This window comes from Streptomyces sp. NPDC033216, assembly GCF_055577115.1.
In genome coordinates this window covers 666,227-691,188 of record NZ_JBVIQK010000002.1, presented here as the reverse complement: position 1 = coordinate 691,188, position 24,962 = coordinate 666,227, and the positions used below count along the sequence as shown (strand labels likewise).

Sequence of the window (24,962 nt, the reverse complement as noted above, 5' to 3'; positions counted from 1 at the left end):
GGGCGGGCGCTCAGGTCCGGACAGGTGAGACTGGACGGGCGGGGGCGCCACCGGCTCCCCCGCCCGTCAGGGAGTGCTTAGTAGCACTCCTTGACACCCGTCGACAGCGACATCTTCAGGCCGCTGAGCTTGAAGGTTCCGGCGGTGGTGGCCCACGCCGTCTGCTTCACGTCGGTCAGGGTGGCCGACTCGGCCTCCTGCGCGAACCCGAACGGGTTCGCGGTGTCGCCGTCCTTGATGCCCGGACCCTTCTTCAGGTCCTTGGCGGCAACACCGATGTCGATGTTCTTGAACGTCGCGTCGGCCGCGAGGTCCTCGACGTCGATGAAGAGGTTCTCGGCCTGGACCGGGGTGTTGCCACCGCCGGCCTTCAGCGTGAGGCTGACCGAGCCGAGCAGCGGGATGTTCGGCGTGACCACGGACTGGCACATGTTCGTGATCGACGCGCTCTTGAACCCGGAGACGGCGACGGGGTGAGCCGTCTTCTTGCCGTCGAGGGTGTAGCCCGAGTCGATCGCGCCGTACTGCGAGAAGCCCGTACCGACGAGCTTGTCCGCGGTGACCTTGAACGACTGACCCGAAACGCTGAACGACGCGGCGAGCGCACCCTGCGCGAGGGCGACACCTATACACGCCGTGGCGGCGACGCTGGGCACCATGACCACAGCGAACCGCTTCCATCTGGTCCCGCCACGCACCTGGGACTCCATATTTCCTCCTTCTCGGACGTACATCTCCTGGCCCTGACTAGCCTCCGGAACGGCGGCTCAGCCGGGCAGGGATGGGAGAAGTGCTACGTCCTCGGGAAGGGGAGCGCCTGCACTCGGAGGCGCGAACCGCGCCCGAATCACCGGCGATCACCCCCGAGCGACAACCACTGGTCGCGCCTGACACGCATCACGCACAACCTTGCTGGACAGGCTTCGCCGTGGCGAAGACCCCCCTGCCCAAGAGCCGACGCCACTGCCGTCGTCTCTGCTCGGTGGGGACCCAGGAAGACCCGTTGACCCAACCGGCTGTCGGGGTACGGGAATGGACCGAGCGTGGCCGATCGTGGTGCATTCTCGTCGCCCGCACAAGGGGGTTCGTTACTCGCTAGTAACGGCCGGATAACCGAACAACGACCCATAGGTCTCGACCGGCGACGCTCGGTGGCAACTACGGCCAGGACAAAACTATTGATCGTTGGACAGAAACCGACAGAACAACGGCCTGGACTTACTGCAAGTAACAGCGGCCGCGATTACCAAGATTTGGTAAAACGCGGCCGCTGCGGAACCGTCTCGGCACAACTTTCCCTCGGACACCACCGGCCCCGACGTTTAACGACTGGTCAGAACCGGGGCCAGCACCCGACTAGAACAGGGCGCGCGCCAACGCCCGGCGCGCCGCGGTCACCCGCGGGTCGTCGGGCCCGACCACCTCGAACAGTTCGAGCAGCCGCAGCCGTGCGGCGTCGCGCTCGTCACCGGCCGTACGGGCCACGGTGTCGATGAGCCGCCCGAAGGCGTCCTCGACGTGCCCGCCCACCAGATCGAGGTCGGCGGCGGCGATCTGCGCCCGCGCGTCACCGGGCCTGTCGGCGGCTTCCTTGCGCACCCGCTGCGGATCCATGTCCTGCACCCGGTGCAGCAACTCGGCCTGCGCCAAGCCGAGTTTGGCCTCCGTGTTGCCGGGGTCGTCGGTCAGCACGTTCTGGTACGCGCGCACCGCCCCGCCGAAGTCCCCCGCGTCCAGCGCCCGTACGGCCGCCTCCAGCAAGGCGTCGTACGGGCCGACCGGCGCCTCGGCGGCCTCGGCACGCTCACCGGGCTCCGCCTCGGGGTCGACGGTGAGGCCGGTGAGGCCGAAGCGCTGCTCGGCGACCTGCACCAACTGGTCGAGGGTCTGACGGATCTGCGTCTCGCCGGCGGCCCCCTGGAAGAGCGGCAGCGCCTGCCCGGCGACGACGGCGAAGACGGCCGGGATGCCCTGCACCCCGAACTGCTGCATCAGCATCTGGTTGGCGTCGACGTCGATCTTGGCGAGCAGGAACCGCCCGTCGTACTCGACAGCGAGCCGCTCCAGCACCGGGCTGAGCTGCTTGCAGGGCTGGCACCACTCGGCCCAGAAGTCGATGACGACCGGCACCTCGGCGGACCGCTGGATGACGTCCCGCTCGAACCCGGCCTCATCTACGTCGATGACCAGGTCCGAGGGCGACACCGCCCCCGTCCCGCCCTGCCGGGCGGCTTCCGCCCGAGCCTGCTCCGCCTTCGCCTTGGCCTCCTGGGCCGCCTTCACCGCGGCGAGGTCGACGACCCCGCTCATGGACATGTTCCGTGGCTGCATGCGTCTATCCTCCCCCGTCCGCGCGTGTGCGTGAAAAGCGATCCGAAAAGAGCGCCGGGTCCCCACCCCGCACCGTCCGGTCGCGACTCGTGTACGTCCGTTCACGAGCTTTCGCTACGAGTCGTAGCGTAATACTGCGGAGACCTTCTCCGCCGCCCCACCCCGGTGATCTCCCTCACGACCGCGCGGATCCGGCCGGTTATCGTCGGAGGATGCAGAGCCGCACCCCTGCCAGCCGTGGCGGACGCCCGCGCAGCGCCGCCGCTGACACCGCGATCCTGTCCGCGACCCGCCAGGCGCTGGTCGAGCTGGGCTGGTCCAAGCTGACGCTGGGGGACGTGGCGACCCGGGCGGGTGTGGCCAAGACGACGCTCTACCGTCGCTGGTCGGGCAAGAACGAACTGGTCGTGGACGCGGTCGCGGAACTCTTCGACGAACTCGAGCTCCCCGACCGGGGCAGCCTGGCCGCCGACATCGAGGGCGTGGTCCTCCAGTTCGCGGCGATCCTCGCCCGTCCGGAGGCCAGGAGCGGCCTGATGGCGGTGGTCGCGGAATCCACCCGCGACGACGCCCTGCGCGCACGCATCCGCGCGTCCATCGTCGACCCCCAGAAGGACCTGGTCCTGGAGGGCCGGGCCCGTGCCCAGGTCCGGGGCGAACTCCCCCCGGAGGCGGCTCCGACCGAAGCGGCCCGCACGGTGGACCTGATCTTCGACATGGTCGCGGGCGCGGTGGTCCACCGCACCCTGGTCAGCGCGGAACCGGCCGACGAGGAGTGGGTACGGGACTTCACCCGGGTCCTGCTGCACGGCCTGGCGGGAGCCTCAGCCGGCGCCGGCCCGTCCGGCGGCAGCAGCGGCCCGTCCGGCGGGTGAGACAGCGGCCGTCCTGGCCGGAAGACGGCGACCCCTGGGGCACGGCCGCCCAGCGAACGGGACGGGCGGCCGGAGGCGAAGGACGGGAAGGGCGGCCGGAGGCGAAGAACACCCCGGCCGCCCGTCACCTAGAACCCCGCCGGCTCCGTGTAGACCCCCCACTCCTCCCGCAGCACCCCGCAGATCTCGCCCAGCGTCGCCTCGGCCCGCACCGCCTCCACCATCGGCCCGATCATGTTGGACCCGTCCCGGGCGGCGGCCAGCATGGCGTCCAGTGCCGCCCGCACGGCCGACTCGTCGCGGACCGCCCGCCGGGCGCCCAACTCCCGCACCTGCTCCCGCTCCACCTCGTGGGAGACCCGCAGGATCTCCAGGTCCCCGGTCACCGACCCGGTGTGCACGTTGAGGCCGACGACCCGCTTCTCGCCCTTCTCCAGCGACTGCTGGTACCGGAACGCGGACTCGGCGATCTCCCCGGTGAACCATCCGTCCTCGATGCCCCGCAGGATGCCGGACGTGACGGGCCCGATGGGGTGCCGCCCGTCGGGATGCGCCCGCAGCCCCCGCTCCTTGATCTGCTCGAAGATCTTCTCGGCGTCGGCCTCGATGCGGTCGGTCAGCTGCTCGACGTACCAGGAACCACCCAGCGGGTCGGCGACGTTGGCGACCCCGGTCTCCTCCATCAGCACCTGCTGCGTGCGCAGCGCGATCTCGGCGGCCTGCTCGGAGGGCAGCGCGAGGGTCTCGTCCAGCGCGTTGGTGTGCAGCGAGTTGGTCCCGCCGAGCACGGCGGCGAGCGCCTCCACGGCCGTACGCACCACGTTGTTGTACGGCTGCTGGGCGGTCAGGGAGACGCCGGCGGTCTGCGTGTGGAAGCGCAGCCACTGCGCCTTCTCGGACTTGGCCCCGTAGACGTCCCGCATCCACCGGGCCCAGATCCGGCGCGCGGCACGGAATTTGGCGATCTCCTCGAAGAAGTCGAGGTGCGCGTCGAAGAAGAAGGACAGGCCGGGGGCGAAGACGTCGACGTCCAGTCCGCGGGACAGGCCGAGTTCCACGTACCCGAAGCCGTCGGCGAGGGTGTAGGCCAGTTCCTGCGCGGCCGTCGAGCCGGCCTCGCGGATGTGGTATCCGGAGACGGAGAGCGGCTTGTACGCGGGGATGCCGGCGGCGCAGTACTCCATCAGGTCGCCGATGAGGCGCAGGTGGGGCTCGGGCTGGAAGAGCCACTCCTTCTGGGCGATGTACTCCTTGAAGATGTCGGTCTGGAGGGTGCCGTTGAGGACGGCCGGGTCCACGCCCTGCCGTTCGGCGGCGACGAGGTACATGCAGAAGACCGGCACGGCCGGTCCGCTGATGGTCATCGAGGTCGTCACGTCGCCGAGGGGGATGTCCTTGAAGAGGACCTCCATGTCGGCGGCCGAGTCGATGGCGACCCCGCAGTGCCCGACCTCGCCGAGCGAGCGCGGGTCGTCGGAGTCGCGGCCCATCAGGGTCGGCATGTCGAAGGCGACGGAGAGGCCCCCGCCGCCGTTGGCGAGGATCATCTTGTAGCGCTCGTTGGTCTGCTCGGCGTTCCCGAACCCGGCGAACTGCCGGATGGTCCAGGTGCGCCCCCGGTAGCCGGTCGGGTACAGCCCGCGGGTGTAGGGGTACTCGCCGGGCCAGCCGATCCGCTCGAAGCCCTCGTAGGTGTCGCCGGGCCGGGGCCCGTACACCGGCTCCACGGGATCGCCGGAGAGCGTGGTGAAGTCTGCGTCGCGCTTGCGCGCGGCGTCGTACCGGGCCTGCCAGCGTCGGCGGCCTTCCTCGATGGCGTCAGCGTCCATACCCCCGAATTTACTAGGACGTCCAAGTAAATGTCGATGGGAGACCGCCGTACGCATGCGTACGGCGGTGCGGGGTCAGGCCTTGGCGACCGCCGGCGCTTCCTCGGCGACCCTGGTCCCCAGCTCGCGCGTGACGTTCCGCTCGACGAAGAAGGCGGCCGTGGGGACGGTCCCGGCCAGCAGCACCCAGAGCTGCTTGCGGACCGGCCACCTGGCCTTGGAGCCCAGATCGAAGGCGAAGACGAGGTAGACGACGTAGAGCCAGCCGTGCGCGATGGAGACGGCACGGGTGGCGTCCGCGGCACCGCTCAGGTCCAGCACGTACTTGCCGATCATGCACAGGCACAGCAGGACCAGGAGCACACCGGTGACGTAGGCCATGACGCGGTAGCGGGTCAGCACGCTCTTCTTCATGCCGTCGAGCGTAACCAGGCGTTCCGGGCGATCTTGCCCCAGGGTGGCTCCTCGGATCGCTCCCCGATTCCCTCCCCGGACCGCTCCCGGCTCACTCCTCGTCGAAGTCGTGGGCCGCCACCCGCAGCGGGCGCAGCATGGCGAAGATCTCCGAGCACTCCTCCGCGTCGTACACGCCGAGGCCGAAGTCCATGGCCATCAGGTCGCGGGTGGCCGCCTCGACGACCTCCCGGCCCTTGTCGGTGATGGTGGCGAGGGTGCCGCGGCCGTCGTTGGGGTTGGGGCGCTTGGCGACGAGACCCGACTTCACCAGGCGGTCGACGGTGTTCGTCACGGAGGTGGGGTGCACCTGGAGCCGCTCGCCGATCTTCGACATGGTCAGTTCCCCCTCCTTGGAGAAGGTGAGCAGCACCAGGGCCTCGTAGCGCGCGAAGGTCAGCCCGTAGGGCTTGACCACCGCGTCGACCTCGGCGAGGAGGATCTGGTGGGCGCGCATGATCGAGGTGATCGCGGCCATGGACGGCACGTTTCCCCAGCGCCGCTTCCAGAGTTCGTCGGCGCGGGCGATGGGGTCGAACGGAAGGCTGAGCGGCTTCGGCACGGCACCAGACCCTACCCGTCGGTCATATCGCGGTCAGCCTCGTCTCGGCTTTCGGTCGCCCGGGGCTTCCGGCCCGCCCGGCGGTGCCGTCCCCTCAGTACAGGGCGCGCAGGCCGAGCACGTCGCCGCGGCCCAGGGTGCGGGCAGCGGTGGAGCAGGCGACGGAGTTGGTGAACATGGTCTGGCTCTCATGGCCCTGGCCCACGTGGGCCAGACCGAAGACGTGCCCTGCCTCGTGGGTGGCGACGCTGCGGAGGTCGTACACGTGGGAGCAGGCGCCGGTGGGACGGTCGGTGAAGGCGTGGTCGTGGGTGTTGAAGCGGACGTCGGCCTCGCGCAGCTCGTCGGGTCCGCCCGACAGGTCCCGGCTCCAGGAGCAGGTCGTCGCGACGACTCCGGCGCCGAGGTCCCCGGCGTCCCAGACGCTCATGCCGTCGCGTGCCGTGCAGCGGGCCTCGCGGTCGATGTCGGCCTCGTTGCCGGTCCGGGACAGGAACCGGGCCTTCGCGGTGACCGTGTCGTCGAAGCCGCAGTCGTTGCGGCTGGCCGTGATGGTGCCGATGGCGTCCTCGAAGGCCTGGCGGGCGTCGACGGGGGCGAGGTTCGCGGGCAGGGTGCCGTCACCGAGGAACCACCCGTAGGTGTCGTACTCCTTGTGGTCGGCGGTGGCGTAGGCGCCGTCGGCGCACGCGGCGCGGGCCCGGCCGGGGAGGGTGGCCGAATGACGGGCGTGGTCGGGGGCGGTGGCCGACGCACGGGCGTGGTCCGGGACGCCGGCCGACGCACGGGCCCGGCCGGGGACGATCGTGTGCGTTGCGGTGTCGGTCAGGTCGTAGGAGACGGTGCCGTCGGCGGCGACCGCCAGGGTGAAGCCGTGCGGGGAGCCGTCCACCGTGAGGGCCTCGACGCTCACCTTCATGCCGGGGCCGGGGACGGTGACGCCGGCTCCGGCGTGGGTGACGAGGCGGCCGACGGCCGCGCAGTCGAGCACGGAGGACCCGGCCGGCAGGTCGTCGAGCGTCAGTGCGCCGGGGGCGAGCGCGCAGTGGCCCGCATCCGCGCGCGGGGGCGCCGTACCGCCACCCGAAGCGGCCAGCGACAGGACCGTCACCGCCGCCACGAGCACCTTCCGCACGGCCGTGGCCATCGCTTCACCCACCCGCACCGGCCCGCGCCGCGCTGCCACTTCGCCTCCGCGTGAATGCCGCCCGCCGGACGGGGCCTGATCGATTCCCGGAAGAGGTTAGCCGTCCGTCGCGGGCCGTAACCCTTTCCGGGATCGCCCGATCGAGCGATCGCCCAAGCGCGTTTTCCGTGGGCGCGCCGGAGGAAGGGGACCGGTGGCCCAGCGGGCGGTGCGGCAGTGACCGCGGCGGGCGTCGGGGCGGCGGTGAGCGACCCCACCGGGTGCCTGCACCGTCGGTCCGCGCCTCACACCGCCGGCCGCACCCGCCTCGTCCTCTCCGACCGGCCGCTCGGACCGCCGGCCCGGGCCCCTCGACCCCTCCGACCGGGCGCCTCGCCCCCTGGCACGGAGGCCGTCCCGCTCGGTCACTCCCCCCGCGTCGTCAGATGCCGCTCCACCGTCTCCACCTTCGACGTCAGGCCGTCCGTCACGCCGGGGCGGATGTCCGCCTTGAGGACCAGGGAGACGCGTGGGGCCCGCGCCTCGACGGCGGCGACGGCCCGCTTGACGACGTCCATGACCTCGTCCCACTCGCCCTCGACGGAGGTGAACATGGCGTCGGTGCGGTTCGGCAGGCCCGACTCGCGGACCACGCGGACCGCGTCGGCGACGTACTCCCCGACGTCCTCGCCGACGCCGAGCGGGGTGACGGAGAAGGCGACGATCACGACGCCCCCACCACGCCCTCGCGCCGGGCGCGGGAGGCGATGACCGCGTCCTCGGCCTCCCGGCGGAGCCCGCGCTCGGCGAAGAAGCCGCCGGTCGGCAGGACCGAGAGGACGAAGTAGAGGGCCGCGGTCCGCAGTGACCACCTGGTGCGGTTCCAGGCGTCCGCCCAGAAGATGACGTACAGCACGAACAGCACGCCGTGGACCATGCCCATCACCGGCACCGCGTTGAAGTCCGTGGTGCGCTTGAGCACCGAGCAGACGAGCAGCAGCAGGAACGAGACCGCCTCGGGGGCGGAGACCAGGCGGAGGCGGCGGAGGGCGGAGGCTGTCTTGAGGTCCACGGGTCACCTTCGGTGGGAGATGCGTTACTGATCCGGTCCGTTTGTGAACGCACGCACAAGCGTTCGTCCATTGTGGCAAACGGGCGGCGCGGGGAGCGGGCCGGGGTGCGGGGCGGGCGGGGGCCGGTGCCGGGCGGCGCCCGGCCGGAGCGGAGAGGCCCTAGGGGAACATTCAGGGACGATCTCCACCCGGTAGCCCTGTCGGCACGGCGCCCCAAAGGCTACCTTCGCAGCGTGGCGATGTTTCGACTCCAAGGCAGCAAGGTGCTCGCCGTCGACATGACCGGAGACGCCGTCAAGGCGAAGAACGGCTCGATGGTCGCGTACGACGGGCAGATGGCCTTCAAGAAGATGAGCGGCGGCGGTGAGGGACTGCGGGGCATGGTGACCCGGCGACTCACCGGCGAGCAGATGACCGTGATGGAGGTGAGGGGGCAGGGGACCTGCTGGTTCGCGGACCGCGCCTCCGAGATCAACCTCGTGAGTCTCCAGGGGGACAAGCTGTACGTGGAGTCGAGCAATCTGCTCGCGACGGACGCGGGACTGAGGACGGGCACGTCGTTCACCGGCCTGCGCGGCGCCTCGCAGGGCAACGGGCTGTTCACCACGACCGTCGAGGGACACGGCCAGGCGGCGATCACCTCCGACGGTCCGGCGGTGGTGCTCCGGGTGAGCCCGCAGTTCCCGCTGACCGTGGACCCGGGGGCGTACGTCGCCCACCAGGGCGATGTCCGGCAGTCCTTCCAGTCCGGTGTGACGTTCCGCACGCTGATGGGCGAGGGCGGCGGCGAGGCCTTCCAGATCCGGTTCGAGGGGAACGGCCTCGTGTACGTCCAGCCCAGCGAGCGGAACACGATCGCGGGAGACGTGTGACATGCCCTTCCGGGAGATCAACTCCAAGATGGTCGAGGCGACCGTGCTGCCCGGCCGGCGCCTGTTCAGCCAGCGCGGCGCGATGCTCGCCTACACGGGCGAGGTGTCCTTCACCCCGAACACGCAGGGCGGCCAGGGCGGTGTGATGTCCATGATCGGCCGCCGGCTGGCGAACGAGGACACGCCCCTGATGTCCGTCGAGGGCAGCGGCACGGTCCTGTTCGGGCACGGCGGCCACCACGTCCAGATCATCGACCTCACCGGCGAGACTCTCTGCGTCGAGGCGGACCGTCTCCTCGCCTTCGAGGGCACCCTCCAGCAGGGCACCATGTTCATGGGCTCCCAGGGCGGCGTCATGGGCATGGTCCGCGGCCAGATCAGCGGCCAGGGCCTGTTCACCACGACACTCAAGGGCCACGGCTCGGTCGCCGTGATGGCCCACGGCGGCGTCTTCGAGGTCCCCATCACCCCCCAGCGCCCGGTCCATGTCGACCCGCAGGCCTACGTCGCCCACCACGGCGACGTCCGCAACAAGCTGTCCACGGCCCTGGGCTGGCGGGACATGGTGGGGCGCGGCTCCGGCGAGGCGTTCCAGCTGGAGCTGAGCGGCAGCGGCACGGTGTACGTCCAGGCGTCGGAGGAGAAGCTGTGACCACCTACCCGGGCACCGGCCCCACCGTGTTCGACCCGATGACCCTGCCGGTCGACGACAACGTGAACGCGTACACCTTCTGTGTGGAGCTGAAGGGGAGCCAGTGGTTCCTCCAGAAGGGGAAGATGGTCGCCTACTACGGCTCGATCGACTTCAACGGCATCGGGCACGGCCGGCTGGACCGTCTGGTGCGCACGTCGTTCCATTCGCCTCTGCACGCGAGCGACTGGGTCGTGGCGGAGGGCTCGGGCAAGATGCTCCTCGCCGACCGGGCCTTCGATGTGAACTCGTACGACCTCGAAGACGGCAATCTGACCATTCGCTCGGGCAATCTGCTCGCTTTTCAGCCAACTCTCGCACTGAAGCAGTCGATCGTTCCGGGTTTTCTGACCCTGATCGGAACCGGCAAGTTCGTCGCCGCATCTAACGGCCCGGTGGTGTTCATGGAACCCCCGATCCGGGTGGACCCGCAGGCGCTCGTCGGCTGGGCCGACTGCCCGTCTCCGTGCCATCACTACGACCACGGGTACATGACGGGCGTGATGGGCGGCCTACGTGCGCTGACGGGCCTCGGCGGGGCTTCCGGGGAGGAGCACCAGTTCGAGTTCGTGGGCGCCGGCACGGTGCTGCTCCAGTCCACCGAGACCCTCATGGCCGAGCAGGCCACGGGGGCCGTTCCGCACGAGCCGGGGGTACCCGGTGGTGGCGGGCCGGGGGGCGTCGGAGGTCAAGCGGGCGCACCGCGCCTTCCCGGACAGCTGGGAGACCTCCAGCGTCGCTTCGGGCTGTGAGCGGTAGTCTGCGGAGTGTGACGTCGAACGCGTGCGCACTGTCACACCACCCTGACTAGTTCGCCTTTCAACATTTTAGGTAGACTTCACTTATGGAGACCGAAACGGCCACGCGCTGGCTGACCGAAGCGGAGCAGTGCGCCTGGCGCACCCATCTGGAGGTCAACAGGCTGTTGACGTACCAGCTCGAAAAGGATCTTCAGCCGTTCGGGCTGACCATGAACGACTACGAGATTCTGGTGAACCTCTCCGAGTCGGAGGACGTCCGGATGCGGATGAGCGACCTCGCGTCCGCCACCCTCCAGTCCAAGAGCCGGCTCTCCCACCAGATCACCCGCATGGAGAACGCCCATCTGGTGCGCCGGGAGAACTGCGAGTCCGACCGCCGCGGTCTGTACGCGGTCCTCACCGAGCACGGCATGGAGACGATGCGCAAGGTCGCGCCCCATCATGTGGCGTCCGTGCGTCAGCACTTCATCGATCTCCTCTCCCCCGAGGCCCTGGCGGAACTCGACAAGGCCCTGACACCGATCGCGGACCACCTCCGCGAGCAGCGGGGACGCCCGTGAGCGGTGAGCCGAAGCGGCTGAACCGACGCGGCTGAACCGACGCGACCCGTCCGAAGCCGTCAGAGCGCCGGAAGGCGGAGCTCGAACAGGGCTCCGCCTTCCGGCGTCGCACGGACCGTGAGGCTGCCGCCGTGTCGTACGGCCACGTCGCGGGCGATGGCCAGGCCGAGCCCCGCCCCGCCGTCGTCGCGGCTGCGGGCCGCGTCGAGCCGGACGAACCGCTCGAAGACCCGCTCCCGGTCCGCCTCCGGCACGCCGTCCCCGTCGTCGGCGACCGTGACGACAGCCCTCTCACCCTGCCTCCGTACGGTCACCGTGACCGCCTCGCGGGCGTGCCGCTCCGCGTTGTCGAGCAGGTTGGCCAACACCCGTCGCAACTGCCCCCTGGATCCGGACACTTCCGCCGGCTCCGCGTCCACGGTCACCCGGCTCCGGCCGCCCGACTCCTCGCGCGCCAGCGCCGCCAGGTCCACCCGCGCGTCCGCCGGTCGCTCCCCGGCGTCCAGTCGGGCCAGCAGCAACAGGTCGGCGGCCAGCCGCTGGAGTCGCACGGTGTCCTCGACGGCGCCCGGCACGTCCAGCAGCTCCGGATGCGCGGCGCCCACTTCGAGCTGGGTGCGCAGCGAGGCGATGGGGCTGCGCAGTTCGTGCGAGGCGTCGGCGACGAAACGGCGCTGTCGTTCCACGGCGGTCTCCAGCGCGGCCAGCGTCTCGTTCGTGGTGCGGGCGAGCCGGGCGACCTCGTCGTGGGTGTCCGGCTCGGGCACCCGGCGGGCGAGGTCCGCGGACGCGGTGATCGCGGCCATCTCCCGCCGGATGCCCTCGACCGGGCGCAGTGCCCGCCGGGTCATCAGCCAGGTCACGCCGGCGACCACGGCCAGCAGCAGCGGAAGGCCGATCAGCATGACGGTGAGCGCGGTGCGGACGGCGGCGCGCTCGGTGGACAGGGGCGCGCCCGCGTACACGGTGAGGGTGCCGCGGTCCTGCGTCTCGACCTCCACGGCGGCGAAGCGGTAGTCGGCGCCGTCTCCGTCCACGGTGGCGGAGCCGTCGCTGTAGGAGGGGTGCTCGGCGATCTCGCCGGGCCGGAGAGCCAAGACCCCGGCGTCGTCGTCCGCGTCCTCGTCGCCCCCCCGAGCGACGGCGCGGGCGGTCGCCGGGCGCACCGCGTCCGACCCCGTCCCGCTGATCCGCTCCAGGTGCTCGCTGACCGCGACCAGGGTTCCGTCCTCGGCGACGACCTGCACGGGCCGGTCGTCGTCGTCCAGGGACAGTTCGCCGTAGGGCTGTCCGGCGGCGAGTTCGGCGGCGACCTCGCGCGCGGTGCGCTCCGCCCGGGCGGCCGCCTGACCGCTCAGGTTGGTCCACAGCGACAGCAGGACGGCCGTCCCGGCCGCGAGCAGCGCCACGGCGACGACGAGTGTGGTGCCCACGGTGGCGCGGGCCCGGACGGACCCGAGCCGGCGTCTCATCCGTCCGCCTCCGCCCGTTCCAGCCCCTGCGTCCACCGGTCCGCCTCCGCGCCCGCCGGCCGGTAGGTTCATCGGTCCGCCTCCGCGCCCGCCGGCCGGTAGGTTCATCGGTCCGCCTCCGCCCGTTCCAGCCGGTACCCGGCGCCGCGGACCGTGCGGATGAGTCCGGCGCCCAGTTTGCGGCGCAGCGCGCTGACGTAGACCTCGACGATGTTGGGGTCGCCGTCGTAGGCGAAGTCCCAGACGTGCTCGAGGATGTCGGCCTTCGACACCACCTCGCCGGCCCGCACCACCAGCTGCTCCAGGACGGCGAACTCCTTGGCGGTGAGCGCCGCCTCGTCGCCGCGCAGGAAGACCCGGCGGGCTGCGGTGTCCACCCTCAGCTCGCCGAGCACATGCACCGGGGAGGACCCGGCGCCCTGTCCGCGGCGCCGCAGCAGGGCCTTCACGCGCGCCACCAGGACGACGTACGAGAACGGCTTGGTGAGGTAGTCGTCCGCGCCGGTGTCCAAGCCCTCCGCCTCGTCGTACTCGCCGTCCTTTGCGGTGAGCATGAGGATCGGGACGTCGTTCCCGGCGGCGCGCAGGGCGGAACAGACCCGGTAGCCGTTCATGCCGGGCAGCATGATGTCGAGGAGGAGCAGGTCGTACGGCGACTCACTCGCGCGGTACAGCCCCTCCAGGCCGTCGTGCACGACGTCCACGGCGAAGCCCTCGGCGGTCAGACCCTTGGCGAGGGATAGGGCGAGGCGCTTCTCGTCCTCGACGATCAACAGGCGCATGCGGACCAGGGTCGCAAACCGAAGCTGAACCGATCTTCAGGTTGCTTCAGCGTGCCTTCAGGTCGGCTCGGGCAGCGTGGTCCCCGTCGAACCCGACCCACGGGACCGAAGCAGCACCGCACCGGGAGGAAACCCATGAAGCGCAAGCTCGTCATCGCCGCCGTCGTCGCGTCCGTCGCGATCGGCGCAGGCACCGCGGCCGCCTTCGCGGACGACGACGCAGGGCGGACGACGGCGGACGTACGGACCACGCGGCAGGCGGCCGGGACACCGGGTGGCACCGAGGTGAGCGCGGCCGAGGCCATCGCGGCGGCGCTGAAGTCCCGGCCGGGCACGGCCGTCTCCGCAGACCTCGACACGGAGACCGGGGACGACGACCACGGCTGGGAGGTCGAGATCCTGGGCACCGGCACGACGTCGTACGACGTCCTCGTCGACCCGGCGACGGGCCGCGTCCTCGGGACGCCCACCGCCGACGACGACGCCGACGACGTCCGCGAGGCCCGTGCCCTGCTCAAGGGCGCCGGCGTCACCGCCGCCGAGGCCGCGGGGACCGCCGCCACGAAGGGCTTCGTCACCTCCGTCGACCTGGACGACGACGGCGCGGGCGCCTGGGAGGTGGAGACCGCCGGCTCGTCGGCCGAGGAGCACCACTGGAAGGTCGCCCTGACCGACGGCGGGATCACGGCGGACCGCCACGACGACGGCAAGGGCGGCAAGGGCGGCGCGGACGCCGCCGGCGACGACGACTGACGCCTGCCGTGACGGCCGCCGTGCCAGGGGTCGACCGTTCCGTCGGATCCGCGCGGCCGGCCGCCGTGGCGGTCGGCCCGCTCGGTCTCCCGGCGAGGGCTTCCGCCGGTCGACCACCCGCCCTGAGAGCCACGGCCGCCGGTGCGGCCGGCCGGTCCGTGGCGGGGTGTCCCCTACGCCAAGGGGTGTGCCGCACGCGAAGAAGAGACCACGGAGTCGGGGTATCAGCGGCGCAGCCGAGTTGACGACGTGCGCCTCACTCCGACCCGGTCAGACCTGTCACCAGTTCGTCCGCCGCCCGGTACGGGTCCAGCTCGCCCGCGACGATCTTCTCCGCGAGCGTGCTCAGACGGCGGTCGCCGTGCAGGTCGCCGATGCGTTCGCGCAGGGCGGTCACGGCGATCGTCTCCACCTCGCGGGCCGCGCGGGCCCGGCGGCGCTCGGCGAGGACGCCGTGCTCCTCCATCCACGCGCGGTGCTTCTCCAGCGCCTCCACGACCTCGTCGATGCCCTCGGCTCGCGCGGCGACCGTCTTCACGATCGGCGGGCGCCAGTCGCCGGGGGCGCGGGACTCGCCGAGGCCCAGCATGTGGTTCAGCTCGCGGGCGGTGGCGTCGGCGCCGTCCCGGTCGGCCTTGTTGACGACGTACACGTCGCCGATCTCCAGGATTCCGGCCTTGGCGGCCTGGATGCCGTCGCCCATGCCGGGGGCGAGGAGGACCACGCTGGTGTCGGCCTGGGAGGCGATCTCGACCTCGGACTGGCCGACGCCGACCGTCTCGACCAGGATCACGTCGCAGCCCGCCGCGTCGAGGACACGGATGGCCTGCGGGGCCGCCCAGGCCAGGCCGCCGAGGTGGCCGCGGGTGGCCATGGAGCGGATGTAGACGCCGGGGTCGGAGGCGTGCTCCGACATCCTCACCCGGTCGCCGAGCAGGGCGCCCCCGGAGAACGGCGAGGACGGGTCGACGGCCAGGACGCCGACCCGCCTGCCCTGCTTGCGGTACGCCGTGACCAGCGCGGAGGTGGATGTCGACTTGCCGACGCCGGGCGAACCGGTCAGGCCCACCACATAGGCGTTGCCGGTCAGCGGGGCCAGCGCCGCCATGACCTCCCTGAGCTGCGGCGACGCCCCCTCCACCAGGGAGATCAGCCGGGCCACGGCCCGGGGCCGGCCTTCCCTGGCCTGGGCGACCAGCGAGGAGACGTCCTGCATCACAGCTCCGTTCAGGTAATGACGTACAGGGAACTCAGGCCTTGGGAACCCGCACGATCAGCGCGTCCCCCTGGCCGCCGCCGCCGCACAGCGCGGCCGCGCCGATGCCGCCGCCCCGCCGCTTCAGCTCCAGGGCCAGGTGCAGCACGAGCCGGGCGCCGGACATGCCGATGGGGTGGCCCAGGGCGATGGCCCCACCGTTGACGTTCACCTTTTCCGTCGACACCCCGAGGTCCTTCATTGACTGCACCGCCACGGCGGCGAAGGCCTCGTTGATCTCGATGAGGTCGAGGTCGGAGACCTCCAGGCCGTCCTTCTTCAGGGCGTGCAGGATGGCGTTGGACGGCTGCGACTGGAGCGAGTTGTCCGGGCCCGCCACATTGCCGTGGGCGCCGATCTCGGCGATCCACTCCAGGCCCAGCTCCTGCGCCTTGGCCTTGCTCATCACGACCACGGCCGCGGCGCCGTCGGAGATCTGCGAGGCCGAACCGGCGGTGATCGTGCCGTCCTTGGCGAAGGCCGGACGGAGCTTGCCGAGCGACTCGGCGGTGGTCTCGGGGCGGATGCCCTCGTCCTTGCCGAAGACGACCGGCTCACCCTTGCGCTGCGGGATCTCCACCGGCGTGATCTCCGCGTCGAACAGGCCGTTCTTCTGCGCGGCGGCGGCCCGCTGGTGGGACAGCGCGGCGATCTCGTCCTGCTCCGGGCGGGCGATGCCGAGGCGCGTGTTGTGCTTCTCGGTGGACTCGCCCATGGCGATGTTCTCGAAGGCGTCGGTCAGCCCGTCGTACGCCATCGCGTCGAGCATCTCGATGGCGCCGTACTTGTAGCCCTCGCGGGACTTCGGCAGCAGGTGGGGGGCGTTGGTCATGGACTCCTGACCGCCCGCCACGACGATGTCGAACTCGCCCGCGCGGATCAGCTGGTCGGCCAGCGCGATCGCGTCGAGACCCGACAGACACACCTTGTTGACGGTGAGCGCCGGGACGTTCATCGGGATGCCGGCCTTGACCGCGGCCTGCCGGGCCGGGATCTGACCCGCGCCGGCCTGGAGCACCTGGCCCATGATCACGTACTGCACCTGGTCGCCGCCGATCCCCGCACGGTCCAGGGCGGCCTTGATGGCGAAGCCGCCGAGGTCGGCTCCGGAGAAGGACTTCAGCGAGCCCAGCAACCGTCCCATGGGCGTCCGGGCGCCCGCGACGATCACCGAGGTCGTGCTGTTGGTTCCAGTCATGAGCTGCGATCCCCTTACCGGCCTTGCACGGGCCGAGGAGTGAACGAGGGTTTACTTCGAATGTACTGACCGGTACTTCACCCGTCATCGGGCCGTCGGTGTGATCGCGCGCACGTTGCGTAACCACCTCCGTCGCGCTGCACTGACACCATGCTGACGCGAATCGACCACATCGGGATCGCCTGCCACGACCTCGACGCCACCGTCGAGTTCTACCGGGCCACGTACGGCTTCGAGGTGTTCCACTCGGAAGTCAACGAGGAGCAGGGCGTGCGCGAGGCCATGCTCAAGATCAACGATACGTCCGACGGCGGCGCCTCGTACCTCCAGCTCCTGGAACCGACCCGCGAGGACTCCACCGTCGCCAAGTGGCTCGCGAAGAACGGCGAGGGCGTCCACCACATCGCCTTCGGCACGGCGGACGTCGACGCCGAATCCGCGGACATCCGCGGCAAGGGCGTGCGCGTGCTGTACGAAGAGCCTCGACGTGGCTCCATGGGGTCACGGATCACCTTCCTTCACCCGAAGGATTGCCACGGAGTACTGACAGAACTGGTCACTTCGGCGCCTGTTGAGTCACCTGAGCACTGACCCTCGTACATATGGGCCGGTAGGGTTGGGGTCGGTCGCCGCTCCAGCCAGGGCGACCGGCGTCCTGCCGTCATGTCGGCAGGACCATCCGGGGTCCGGGTTTCGGGGGACGAGCGTCGGGGCGACAGCCCGTGCTCCGCCGTTGATCTGACACCATTCCCCGGGGGCCCCGTTCGGCGGACGGACGGAGCTCGTACGGAGAAGGTTGCGACCAGGGGACGGATGGGACCGCGCAGTGCGGGGCTACGAGAGCCAGGAGCGGGAGCCGGCGGCTGACGTCGACCACCTCACTCGGTTCGAAGCCGAGATGAAGCGGCTGAAGACCGAGCGGGAAAAGGCGATCCAGCACGCCGAGGACCTCGGCTACCAGGTCGAGGTGCTGCGCGCCAAGTTGCACGAGGCGCGGCGCACCATCATGTCCCGGCCCTCCTTCGACGGCGGGGACCTCGGCTACCAGGCCGAACAGTTGCTGCGCAACGCGCAGATGCAGGCCGACCAGCTCCGCGCGGACGCCGAGCGGGAGCTGAGCCAGGCCCGCTCGCAGACCCAGCGCATCCTCCAGGAGCACGCCGAACAGGCGGCCCGGCTCCAGGCGGAACTCCACCAGGAGGCGGTCACCCGCCGCCAGCAACTCGACCAGGAGCTGGCCGAGCGCCGGCAGACCGTCGAGTCGCACGTCAACGAGAACGTGGCGTGGGCCGAGCAGTTGCGCGCCCGGACCGAGGCCCAGGCCCGCCGCCTCCTGGAGGAGTCGCGCGCCGAGGCCGAGCAGGCCCTGGCGGCCGCCCGCGCCGAGGCCGAACGGGTCACCGCGGAGGCCCGGCAGCGGCTCCAGAGCGAGGCCGAGACGGCCCGCGCCGAGGCCGAGCAGCTGCTGCGCCGCGCCCGCACGGACGCCGAGCGCTTGCTGAACGCCGCCTCCACCCAGGCCCAGGAGGCCACCGAGCACGCCGAGGCGCTGCGCAGCTCCACGGCCACCGAGTCCGACGCGGCCCGCCGCCAGGCGACCGAGCTGAGCCGGACCGCCGAGCAGCGCCTGGCCGAGGCGGAGGAGGCGCTGCGCAAGGCGCAGTCCGAGGCCGAGAAGGTCGTCGCGGAGGCCAAGGCCGCCGCCGAGAAGGCCCTGGCCGGCGCCGAGTCCGCCAACGAGCAGCGCACCCGTACGGCCAAGGAGCAGGTCGCACGGTTGGTCAGCGAGGCCACGAAGGAGGCCGAGGCCACCAAGGCGGACGCCGAGCAGCTCGTCGCCGACGCCCGCGCCGAGGCCGAGAAGCTCCTCGCCGAGGCCGCCGAGAAGGCCCGCACGCTCACCGCCGAGGAGAGCGCCACCCAGCTGTCGAAGGCGGCCAAGACCGCCGAGGACGTCCTCACCAAGGCGCAGGAGGACGCGCAGCGCACCACGAAGGCCGCCGCCGAGGAGGCCGAGCGGATCCGCCGGGAGGCGGAGACCGAGGCCGACCGGCTGCGCGCCGAGGCGCACGACATCGCCGAGGAGCTCAAGGGCGCGGCGAAGGACGACACCAAGGAGTACCGGGCCAGGACGGTCGAGCTCCAGGAGGAGGCCCGCCGGCTGCGCGGCGAGGCCGAGCAGCTGCGCGCCGACGCGGTCGCCGAGGGCGAGAAGATCCGCGCGGAGGCCCGCAAGGAGGCCGTCCAGCAGATCGAGGAAGCGGCCAAGACCGCCGAGGAACTGCTGGCGAAGGCCCGTCAGGACGCCGACGAGCTGCGCCAGAAGGCCACCGCGGACAGCGAGAAGGTCCGCACCGAGGCCATCGAGCGGGCCACCACGCTGCGCCGGCAGGCCGAGGAGACCCTGGAACGCACCCGCAAGGAGGCCGAGCGCCACCGCGCCGAGGCCGTCGAGCACGCCGAGGGCATCACGGCGGACGCCGAGCGGGCCGCGCTCGCCGTGCGCGAGGAGGCCGAGCGCGCCGTCGAGGCGCGGCAGGCGGAGGCCGCCGAGGAGCTGACCCGGCTGCACACCGAGGCGGAGACCCGGCTCGCCGCCGCCGAGCAGGCGCTCACCGACGCCCGGGAGGAGGCCGAGCGGATCCGCCGCGAGGCCGCCGAGGAGACCGAGCGGCTGCGCGGCGAGGCCGCCGAGCGGATCCGTACGCTCCAGCAGCAGGCCGAGACCGAGGCCGAGCGGCTGCGCACCGAGGCCGCCGCGGACGCGTCCGCCTCGCGCGCCGAAGGCGAGTCCGTCGCCGTACGGCTGCGGTCGGAGGCCGCCGCGGAGGCGGAGCGGCTGCGGACCGAGGCGCAGGACACCGCCGACCGGATGCGCGCGGAGGCGCAGGCCGCCGCCGAACGGCTGGCCGCCGAGGCGTCCGAGACCCTGGCCGCCGCACAGGAGGAGGCCGGCCGGCGCCGCCGCGAGGCCGAGGACTACCTCGGCGCGGCCCGCCAGGAGGCCGACCAGGAGCGTGAGCGGGCCCGCGAGCAGAGCGAGGAACTGCTGGCGTCGGCGCGCAAGCGCGTGGAGGACGCCCAGGCCGAGGCCGTACGGCTGGTGGAGGAGGCGGACCGGCGGGCCACCGAGATGGTGTCGGCGGCCGAGCAGCACGCGCAGCAGGTACGCGACTCCGTGGCCGGGCTGCACGAGCAGGCGCAGGAGGAGATCACCGGGCTGCGTTCCGCCGCCGAGCACGCGGCGGACCGTACCCGCCGGGAGGCCGAGGAGGAGGCGGACCGGGTCCGCGCCGACGCCTACTCCGAGCGGGAGCGGGCCGCGGAGGACGCGAGCCGGCTGCGGCGCGAGGCGAGCGAGGAGACCGAGGCGGCCAGGGCGCTGGCCGAGCGGACCGTCGGCGAGGCGATCGCGGAGGCGGAGCGGCTGCGTTCCGAGGCGTCCGCGCACGCCCAGCGGGTGCGCACGGAGGCCTCGGACACCATCGCGCAGGCCGAGCAGGACGCGTCGCGCACCCGGGCCGACGCCCGCGACGACGCCAACCGCATCCGGTCGGACGCGGCGACGCAGGCCGACACCCTCATCACGGAGGCGCGTTCCGAGGCGGAGCGGCTCCAGTCGGAGACCATCGCCGAGGCGGAGCGGCTCCAGTCGGAGTCGATCGCGGAGGCCGAGCGGGTCCGTACCGAGGCGATCGAGGAGGCCGAGCGGCTGCGCGTCGAGTCGGTGGCGAAGGCGGAGAAGCTCATCGGGGACGCCTCCGGCGACGCGGAGCGGCTGCGCGCCGAGGCCGCCGAGACGGTGGGCTCCGCGCGGCAGCACGCCGAGCGGGTACGCACCGAGGCCGAGCGGGTCAAGCGGGAGGCGGCGGCGGAGGCCGACCGCATGCTGAGCGTGGCCCGCGACGACGCCGACTCGACGCTCGACGAGGCCCGCAAGGAGGCCAACAAGCGGCGCTCCGAGGCCGCCGAGCAGGTCGACACCCTCATCACGGAGACCGCCGCCGAGGCGGACAAGCTGCTCACCGAGGCGCAGCAGCAGGCGCTGAAGACCACCGCGGAGGCGGAGGCGCAGGCCGACACGATGGTCGGCGCGGCCCGTACCGAGGCCGAGCGGCTGGTCGCCGAGGCGACGGTCGAGGGCAACTCGCGGGTGGAGAAGGCCCGTACGGACGCGGACGAGCTGCTCGTCGGCGCCCGGCGGGACGCGACCGCCATCAGGGAGCGGGCGGAGGAGCTGCGCGACCGCATCACCTCCGAGATCGAGGAGCTGCACGAGCGGGCCCGCCGCGAGGCCGCCGAGACGATGAGGTCGACCGGCGACCGCTGCGACGCGCTCATCAAGGCGGCCGAGGAGCAGCTCGGCAAGGCGCAGGCGAAGGCCAAGGAGCTGGTGTCGGAGGCCAACTCGGAGGCGGGCAAGGTCCGGATCGCCGCCGTGAAGAAGGCCGAGGGGCTCCTCAAGGAGGCCGAGCAGAAGAAGGCCACGCTGATCCGCGAGGCCGAGGAGCTGAAGGCCGAGGCGATCCGCGAGGCCCGGCGCACGGTCGAGGAGGGCAAGCGCGAGCTGGAGGTCCTGGTGCGGCGCCGCGAGGACATCAACGCCGAGATCTCGCGCGTCCAGGACGTGCTGGAGGCGCTGGAGTCCTTCGAGGCCCCGCCGGGGAACAAGGACGGCGGCGTCAAGGCGGGGGCGACGGTGGGCGCTCCACGATCGGGTGGCAAGTCCTCGGACCGCTAGCCGGGCGGGGGCGGTCCGTCGGAGTCTGGGGCCTTTGCCCAAGTTTTTGGCAAGCACTCTGACGCTTAGCCACCCAAAAGGGGTCTGATTCTCCGTATCAAACGCGCATCCGCTCGATGACACACCGCTTCGGCCCCTAGGATTCCACCTATCACCTCACCGGTCTCATTCGACAGGAACCCCATGAGCGACACTTCCCCCTACGGCTTCGAGCTTGTGCGGCGTGGGTACGACCGCGCTCAGGTGGACGAACGCATCTCGAAGCTCGTCTCCGACCGTGACAGCGCTCTGGCCCGTATCACTGCTCTGGAAAAGCGCATCGAGGAGCTTCACCTCGAGACACAGAACGCCCAGGCCCAGGTGAGCGACGCCGAGCCGTCGTACGCCGGTCTCGGCGCGCGTGTCGAGAAGATTCTCCGCCTCGCCGAGGAGGAGGCCAAGGATCTGCGCGAGGAGGCCCGCCGCGCGGCCGAACAGCACCGCGAGCTGGCCGAGTCGGCGGCCCAGCAGGTCCGCAACGACGCGGAGTCGTTCGCCGCGGAGCGCAAGGCCAAGGCCGAGGACGAGGGCGTCCGGGTCGTCGAGAAGGCGAAGAGTGACGCCGCGCAGCTGCGTTCCGAGGCGCAGAAGGACGCGCAGTCCAAGCGCGAGGAGGCCGACGCCCTCTTCGAGGAGACCCGCGCCAAGGCCGCGCAGGCCGCCGCCGACTTCGAGACGAACCTCGCCAAGCGCCGCGAGCAGTCCGAGCGCGACCTGGCGTCCCGTCAGCAGAAGGCGGAGAAGCGCCTCGCGGAGATCGAGCACCGCGCGGAGCAGCTGCGTCTGGAGGCGGAGAAGCTGCGCACGGACGCCGAGCGCCGGGCCCGTCAGACCGTCGAGACGGCGCAGCGCCAGGCCGAGGACATCGTGGCCGACGCGAACGCCAAGGCGGACCGCATCCGTTCGGAATCGGAGCGCGAGCTGGCGGCTCTCACCAACCGCCGCGACTCGATCAACGCCCAGCTGACGAACGTGCGCGAGATGCTCGCCACCCTCACGGGCGCCGCGGTGGCCGCGGCCGGCTCCCCCACCGAGGACGAGCCGATCTCCCGTGGTGTGCCGGCGCAGCAGACCCGGTAGTCACCGAGCGAGGTGAGGGGCGGTGGGGCGTGGTCCCGCCGCCCCTTTCACGTGGGCTCCGACCCCGGCTCGCCCGGCTGGGCCGGCACCTGCCGCGGATCGCCCCCGGCACGCCCGATCGAGCGGGAGGCCTGACCGAACGGTACGGCGAGAAGGTGGCGGCGGTCAGGTGGTCACGCCGCTCGACGACGACTCCCGTACGGCCCGCGGGGCGGTCGGCGATCATGGCGGCCCGGGTGGCGGCGGCTGTCGCGGGCGGATACCAGTTGCCGAAGGATCGCGACGCGTGAGGCTCTGGTCTTTACTTTGATTTGGGCGGAACCGTCAGCGCCTCGATATCCTCCTAAGCCTTACGGGGGGCGTGTGCCCCGCTGTCCTGAACCTGTCGATGGGTGCGGAGCATGATCGAGGCAGTCGGCCTGACCAAGCGCTACGGTGACAAGACCGCTGTGTACAACCTTTCCTTCCAGGTGCGGCCCGGTGCCGTCACCGGCTTCCTCGGGCCCAACGGCTCGGGCAAGTCGACGACGATGCGCATGATTCTGGGCCTGGACAACCCGACCGCGGGATCGGTGACGATCGGCGGCTATCCGTACCGGAAGCTGCCGAACGCGCCCCGCCAGGTCGGCGCCCTGCTGGACGCCAAGGCGGTGCACGGCGGCCGGCACGCCCGCAACCACCTGCTCAGCCTGGCCCAGCTGTCGGGCATCCCGGCCCGGCGGGTGGACGAGGTGCTCGGCGTGGTCGGCCTCCAGGACGTGGCGAAGAAGCGGTCCCAGGGCTTCTCCCTCGGCATGGGCCAGCGGCTGGGCATCGCCGCCGCGCTCCTCGGCGACCCGCAGGTGCTGCTGTTCGACGAGCCGGTCAACGGCCTCGACCCCGAGGGCATCCTCTGGGTGCGCAACCTGATGAAGTCCCTCGCCGCGGAGGGGCGGACCGTGTTCGTCTCCTCGCACCTCATGAGCGAGATGGCGCTGACCGCGGACCACCTGATCGTCATCGGGCGCGGACAGCTCCTCTCCGACATGAGCGTCACCGACTTCATCTCGGCCAACTCGGCGGACTTCGCGCGCGTGCGCACCCCGCACACCGAGCCGCAGCTGCGCGAGAAGCTCGCCGGCGCGCTCACCGAGGCGGGCGGCCACGTCCTGCCCGAGCAGGACGGCGCCCTGCGCGTCATGGGCCTGCCGCTCCCCCGCATCAGCGACATCGCCCACGACACGGACGTACGTCTGTGGGAGCTGTCGCCGCACCAGGCCTCGCTGGAGGAGGCCTACATGCGGATGACGCAGGGGGCCGTCGACTACCGGTCGACCACCGACCAGAAGGCCGGACTCCAGCAGCCGCTGCCGCCGGGCGCGCAGCCGCCGATGCCGGTGCCCGGCCACGGCCAGCCCGGCTGGTACGCCCCGCCGCCCCCGCAGCAGGGGTACGCGCCCCCGCAGCCCGCGCCGGGGCCGTACGGCGCCGCGCCGGGCACGCCCAACCCGTACGCCCAGCCGGGCGTGCCGGCGGCCCCCGCCCCGGCGCCCGTCGCCCCCGCACAGCCCCCCGCGGCCCCGGCCGCCGCTCCGCAGGCCTCGGAGCAGCCCGCCGTCGAGCCGAAGGCATCCGCCCCGACCACGACCGAGGACGCCCGATGAGCACGCCCCAGACCCCGGCCCCGCAGGCCGCGCCCGCCTGGCAGGCGGCGCCCGGCCCCTCGTACCCCGGCTACACCTCGCCGATCCCCGTCGTGCGCACGCATCTCGGGCATGCCGTCGCCTCGGAGTGGACGAAGATCCGGTCGGTGCGCTCCACGATGTGGACGCTGGGCGTGTTCGTCCTGCTGGTCGTCGGCATCGGGCTGCTGACCGCCGCGGTCGTCTCCGCGAACACCTCCGAGGGTGACGTGGCGGGTGAGAACCCGTTGTCGTTCGGCTTCTTCGGGCTGCTTCTGGGCAGCATCTGCATCATCACGCTCGGCGTGCTGACAACCGCCTCGGAGTACGGCACCGGCATGATCCGGACCACGATGGTGGCCTGCCCGTCACGCGGCCGCGTGCTGGCCGCGAAGGCCGTCGTGTTCTTCCTGGTCGCCTTCGTGGTGACGCTGGTGTCGTCCCTGTTCGTCGCTCTCGTGGACGTGGCCCTGCTGACGGACGCCAGGGACCCCTCCACCGGCGAATGGCTGAAGGGCACCGTCGGCGTGTCCCTCTACATCGCGCTGCTGGGCCTGCTCTCGCTCGCGATGGGCTCGGTCATCCGGCACTCGGCGGGCGCCATCACCATCATGATCGGCCTCGTCCTGGCGCCGCTGGTGATCGCCCTGTTCATGTTCTCGTCCTCGCTGGAGGACCTGCGCCAGGCCCTGTTCGAGTACTCGATCCCGAACCAGCTCAGCGTCTTCTACTCCACCTCGCTGACGGACACCGGACCGGCCGGCTGGGACCCGCTGTGGATCGCCCTGGGCGTCACGGCCGCGGCCCTCGGAGGCGCCTTCGCCCTGCTGGAGAAGCGGGACGTCTGA

23 protein-coding genes are annotated in these 24,962 nt (G+C 71.8%); 11 read left to right on the top strand and 12 right to left on the bottom strand.

Annotation, left to right across the window (positions count from 1 at the left end; all coding sequences use genetic code 11):
- Positions 1-77: 77 nt before the first annotated feature.
- Positions 78-710, bottom strand: a complete 633-nt coding sequence (locus ACZ5Y0_RS06590; protein WP_467510333.1) for a DUF6230 family protein — start codon at positions 708-710, stop codon at positions 78-80.
- Positions 711-1,356: 646 nt separating this feature from the next.
- Positions 1,357-2,331, bottom strand: coding sequence for a tetratricopeptide repeat protein (locus ACZ5Y0_RS06585; RefSeq protein ID WP_469127475.1), 975 nt, complete (start codon positions 2,329-2,331; stop codon positions 1,357-1,359).
- A gap of 212 nt (positions 2,332-2,543) precedes the next feature.
- Between ACZ5Y0_RS06585 and ACZ5Y0_RS06580 the strand changes: the two genes are divergently transcribed.
- Positions 2,544-3,206 carry a TetR/AcrR family transcriptional regulator gene (locus ACZ5Y0_RS06580; RefSeq protein ID WP_469127474.1) on the top strand — a complete coding sequence of 221 codons (663 nt, stop codon included), beginning with the start codon at positions 2,544-2,546 and terminating at the stop codon, positions 3,204-3,206.
- Between the two features lie 128 nt (positions 3,207-3,334).
- On the opposite strand, the gene ACZ5Y0_RS06575 is transcribed toward ACZ5Y0_RS06580, so the two are convergent.
- From ACZ5Y0_RS06575 to ACZ5Y0_RS06550, 6 genes are all read right to left on the bottom strand, one after another.
- Positions 3,335-5,035, bottom strand: coding sequence for an acyl-CoA mutase large subunit family protein (locus ACZ5Y0_RS06575; protein WP_469127473.1), 1,701 nt, complete (start codon positions 5,033-5,035; stop codon positions 3,335-3,337).
- A gap of 75 nt (positions 5,036-5,110) precedes the next feature.
- The gene (locus tag ACZ5Y0_RS06570; protein WP_469127472.1) at positions 5,111-5,449 is read right to left on the bottom strand and encodes a DUF3817 domain-containing protein; all 339 of its coding nucleotides are present in this window, start codon (positions 5,447-5,449) and stop codon (positions 5,111-5,113) included.
- A gap of 91 nt (positions 5,450-5,540) precedes the next feature.
- Complete coding sequence (locus ACZ5Y0_RS06565) at positions 5,541-6,050, bottom strand: MarR family winged helix-turn-helix transcriptional regulator (protein WP_469127471.1); 510 nt, start codon at positions 6,048-6,050, stop codon at positions 5,541-5,543.
- A 94-nt stretch (positions 6,051-6,144) separates the two neighbouring features.
- A complete protein-coding gene (locus ACZ5Y0_RS06560; protein ID WP_469127470.1) occupies positions 6,145-7,197 on the bottom strand; it encodes a matrixin family metalloprotease in 1,053 nt (350 codons plus the stop codon).
- A gap of 404 nt (positions 7,198-7,601) precedes the next feature.
- Complete coding sequence (locus ACZ5Y0_RS06555; RefSeq protein ID WP_469127469.1) at positions 7,602-7,904, bottom strand: MTH1187 family thiamine-binding protein; 303 nt, start codon at positions 7,902-7,904, stop codon at positions 7,602-7,604.
- Positions 7,901-8,248, bottom strand: a complete 348-nt coding sequence (locus ACZ5Y0_RS06550) for a DUF3817 domain-containing protein (protein ID WP_469127468.1) — start codon at positions 8,246-8,248, stop codon at positions 7,901-7,903. The genes ACZ5Y0_RS06555 and ACZ5Y0_RS06550 overlap by 4 nt, the downstream gene beginning before the upstream one ends.
- Before the next feature lie 240 nt (positions 8,249-8,488).
- Here ACZ5Y0_RS06550 and ACZ5Y0_RS06545 point away from each other — a divergent pair, with 240 nt between their 5' ends.
- From ACZ5Y0_RS06545 to ACZ5Y0_RS06530, 4 genes are all read left to right on the top strand, one after another.
- Complete coding sequence (locus tag ACZ5Y0_RS06545) at positions 8,489-9,121, top strand: AIM24 family protein (RefSeq protein WP_469127527.1); 633 nt, start codon at positions 8,489-8,491, stop codon at positions 9,119-9,121.
- Position 9,122: 1 nt separating this feature from the next.
- Positions 9,123-9,773 (top strand): AIM24 family protein, encoded by a 651-nt coding sequence (locus ACZ5Y0_RS06540; protein ID WP_469127467.1) that lies wholly within the window; start codon positions 9,123-9,125, stop codon positions 9,771-9,773.
- Between the two features lie 38 nt (positions 9,774-9,811).
- Positions 9,812-10,564, top strand: coding sequence for an AIM24 family protein (locus ACZ5Y0_RS06535; protein WP_469127526.1), 753 nt, complete (start codon positions 9,812-9,814; stop codon positions 10,562-10,564).
- A 92-nt stretch (positions 10,565-10,656) separates the two neighbouring features.
- Positions 10,657-11,133, top strand: a complete 477-nt coding sequence (locus ACZ5Y0_RS06530; RefSeq protein WP_469127466.1) for a MarR family winged helix-turn-helix transcriptional regulator — start codon at positions 10,657-10,659, stop codon at positions 11,131-11,133.
- Positions 11,134-11,192: 59 nt separating this feature from the next.
- Here ACZ5Y0_RS06530 and ACZ5Y0_RS06525 read toward each other — a convergent pair whose 3' ends face one another.
- Together ACZ5Y0_RS06525 and ACZ5Y0_RS06520 are read right to left on the bottom strand one after the other, a co-directional pair.
- Complete coding sequence (locus ACZ5Y0_RS06525; RefSeq protein ID WP_469127465.1) at positions 11,193-12,605, bottom strand: sensor histidine kinase; 1,413 nt, start codon at positions 12,603-12,605, stop codon at positions 11,193-11,195.
- Between the two features lie 104 nt (positions 12,606-12,709).
- Positions 12,710-13,387, bottom strand: coding sequence for a response regulator transcription factor (locus ACZ5Y0_RS06520; RefSeq protein WP_469127464.1), 678 nt, complete (start codon positions 13,385-13,387; stop codon positions 12,710-12,712).
- Positions 13,388-13,522: 135 nt separating this feature from the next.
- Here ACZ5Y0_RS06520 and ACZ5Y0_RS06515 point away from each other — a divergent pair, with 135 nt between their 5' ends.
- The gene (locus tag ACZ5Y0_RS06515; protein ID WP_469127463.1) at positions 13,523-14,140 is read left to right on the top strand and encodes a PepSY domain-containing protein; all 618 of its coding nucleotides are present in this window, start codon (positions 13,523-13,525) and stop codon (positions 14,138-14,140) included.
- Between the two features lie 256 nt (positions 14,141-14,396).
- Here ACZ5Y0_RS06515 and meaB read toward each other — a convergent pair whose 3' ends face one another.
- Positions 14,397-15,356 carry a methylmalonyl Co-A mutase-associated GTPase MeaB gene (gene meaB / locus ACZ5Y0_RS06510; protein WP_469127462.1) on the bottom strand — a complete coding sequence of 320 codons (960 nt, stop codon included), beginning with the start codon at positions 15,354-15,356 and terminating at the stop codon, positions 14,397-14,399.
- Positions 15,357-15,390: 34 nt separating this feature from the next.
- Entirely contained in the window at positions 15,391-16,593 is a 1,203-nt protein-coding gene (locus tag ACZ5Y0_RS06505; protein ID WP_469127461.1) for an acetyl-CoA C-acetyltransferase, read from the bottom strand.
- Positions 16,594-16,743: 150 nt separating this feature from the next.
- Here ACZ5Y0_RS06505 and mce point away from each other — a divergent pair, with 150 nt between their 5' ends.
- From mce to ACZ5Y0_RS06480, 5 genes are all read left to right on the top strand, one after another.
- Positions 16,744-17,184: a methylmalonyl-CoA epimerase gene (gene mce, locus ACZ5Y0_RS06500; protein ID WP_469127460.1), complete on the top strand. Its 441-nt coding sequence runs from the start codon at positions 16,744-16,746 to the stop codon at positions 17,182-17,184.
- Between the two features lie 235 nt (positions 17,185-17,419).
- Entirely contained in the window at positions 17,420-21,334 is a 3,915-nt protein-coding gene (scy, locus tag ACZ5Y0_RS06495) for a polarized growth protein Scy (protein WP_469127459.1), read from the top strand.
- A 183-nt stretch (positions 21,335-21,517) separates the two neighbouring features.
- Positions 21,518-22,453, top strand: a complete 936-nt coding sequence (locus ACZ5Y0_RS06490) for a cellulose-binding protein (RefSeq protein ID WP_469127458.1) — start codon at positions 21,518-21,520, stop codon at positions 22,451-22,453.
- 401 nt (positions 22,454-22,854) lie between these two features.
- The gene (locus ACZ5Y0_RS06485) at positions 22,855-24,096 is read left to right on the top strand and encodes an ABC transporter ATP-binding protein (RefSeq protein WP_469127457.1); all 1,242 of its coding nucleotides are present in this window, start codon (positions 22,855-22,857) and stop codon (positions 24,094-24,096) included.
- Positions 24,093-24,962 carry an ABC transporter permease gene (locus tag ACZ5Y0_RS06480; RefSeq protein WP_469127456.1) on the top strand — a complete coding sequence of 290 codons (870 nt, stop codon included), beginning with the start codon at positions 24,093-24,095 and terminating at the stop codon, positions 24,960-24,962. Before ACZ5Y0_RS06485 ends, ACZ5Y0_RS06480 begins: the two co-directional genes overlap by 4 nt.

Excerpts from the sequence above, each read along its gene's own strand:
- ACZ5Y0_RS06590 (WP_467510333.1), bottom strand. The coding sequence starts at position 710 with ATGGAGTCCCAGGTGCGTGGCGGGACCAGATGGAAGCGGTTCGCTGTG.
- ACZ5Y0_RS06585 (WP_469127475.1), bottom strand. The coding sequence starts at position 2,331 with ATGCAGCCACGGAACATGTCCATGAGCGGGGTCGTCGACCTCGCCGCG.
- ACZ5Y0_RS06580 (WP_469127474.1), top strand. The coding sequence starts at position 2,544 with ATGCAGAGCCGCACCCCTGCCAGCCGTGGCGGACGCCCGCGCAGCGCC.
- ACZ5Y0_RS06575 (WP_469127473.1), bottom strand. The coding sequence starts at position 5,035 with ATGGACGCTGACGCCATCGAGGAAGGCCGCCGACGCTGGCAGGCCCGG.
- ACZ5Y0_RS06570 (WP_469127472.1), bottom strand. The coding sequence starts at position 5,449 with ATGAAGAAGAGCGTGCTGACCCGCTACCGCGTCATGGCCTACGTCACC.
- ACZ5Y0_RS06560 (WP_469127470.1), bottom strand. The coding sequence starts at position 7,197 with ATGGCCACGGCCGTGCGGAAGGTGCTCGTGGCGGCGGTGACGGTCCTG.
- ACZ5Y0_RS06545 (WP_469127527.1), top strand. The coding sequence starts at position 8,489 with ATGTTTCGACTCCAAGGCAGCAAGGTGCTCGCCGTCGACATGACCGGA.
- ACZ5Y0_RS06540 (WP_469127467.1), top strand. The coding sequence starts at position 9,123 with ATGCCCTTCCGGGAGATCAACTCCAAGATGGTCGAGGCGACCGTGCTG.
- ACZ5Y0_RS06535 (WP_469127526.1), top strand. The coding sequence starts at position 9,812 with ATGACCCTGCCGGTCGACGACAACGTGAACGCGTACACCTTCTGTGTG.
- ACZ5Y0_RS06530 (WP_469127466.1), top strand. The coding sequence starts at position 10,657 with ATGGAGACCGAAACGGCCACGCGCTGGCTGACCGAAGCGGAGCAGTGC.
- ACZ5Y0_RS06525 (WP_469127465.1), bottom strand. The coding sequence starts at position 12,605 with ATGAGACGCCGGCTCGGGTCCGTCCGGGCCCGCGCCACCGTGGGCACC.
- ACZ5Y0_RS06520 (WP_469127464.1), bottom strand. The coding sequence starts at position 13,387 with ATGCGCCTGTTGATCGTCGAGGACGAGAAGCGCCTCGCCCTATCCCTC.
- ACZ5Y0_RS06515 (WP_469127463.1), top strand. The coding sequence starts at position 13,523 with ATGAAGCGCAAGCTCGTCATCGCCGCCGTCGTCGCGTCCGTCGCGATC.
- meaB (WP_469127462.1), bottom strand. The coding sequence starts at position 15,356 with ATGCAGGACGTCTCCTCGCTGGTCGCCCAGGCCAGGGAAGGCCGGCCC.
- ACZ5Y0_RS06505 (WP_469127461.1), bottom strand. The coding sequence starts at position 16,593 with ATGACTGGAACCAACAGCACGACCTCGGTGATCGTCGCGGGCGCCCGG.
- mce (WP_469127460.1), top strand. The coding sequence starts at position 16,744 with ATGCTGACGCGAATCGACCACATCGGGATCGCCTGCCACGACCTCGAC.
- ACZ5Y0_RS06490 (WP_469127458.1), top strand. The coding sequence starts at position 21,518 with ATGAGCGACACTTCCCCCTACGGCTTCGAGCTTGTGCGGCGTGGGTAC.
- ACZ5Y0_RS06485 (WP_469127457.1), top strand. The coding sequence starts at position 22,855 with ATGATCGAGGCAGTCGGCCTGACCAAGCGCTACGGTGACAAGACCGCT.
- ACZ5Y0_RS06480 (WP_469127456.1), top strand. The coding sequence starts at position 24,093 with ATGAGCACGCCCCAGACCCCGGCCCCGCAGGCCGCGCCCGCCTGGCAG.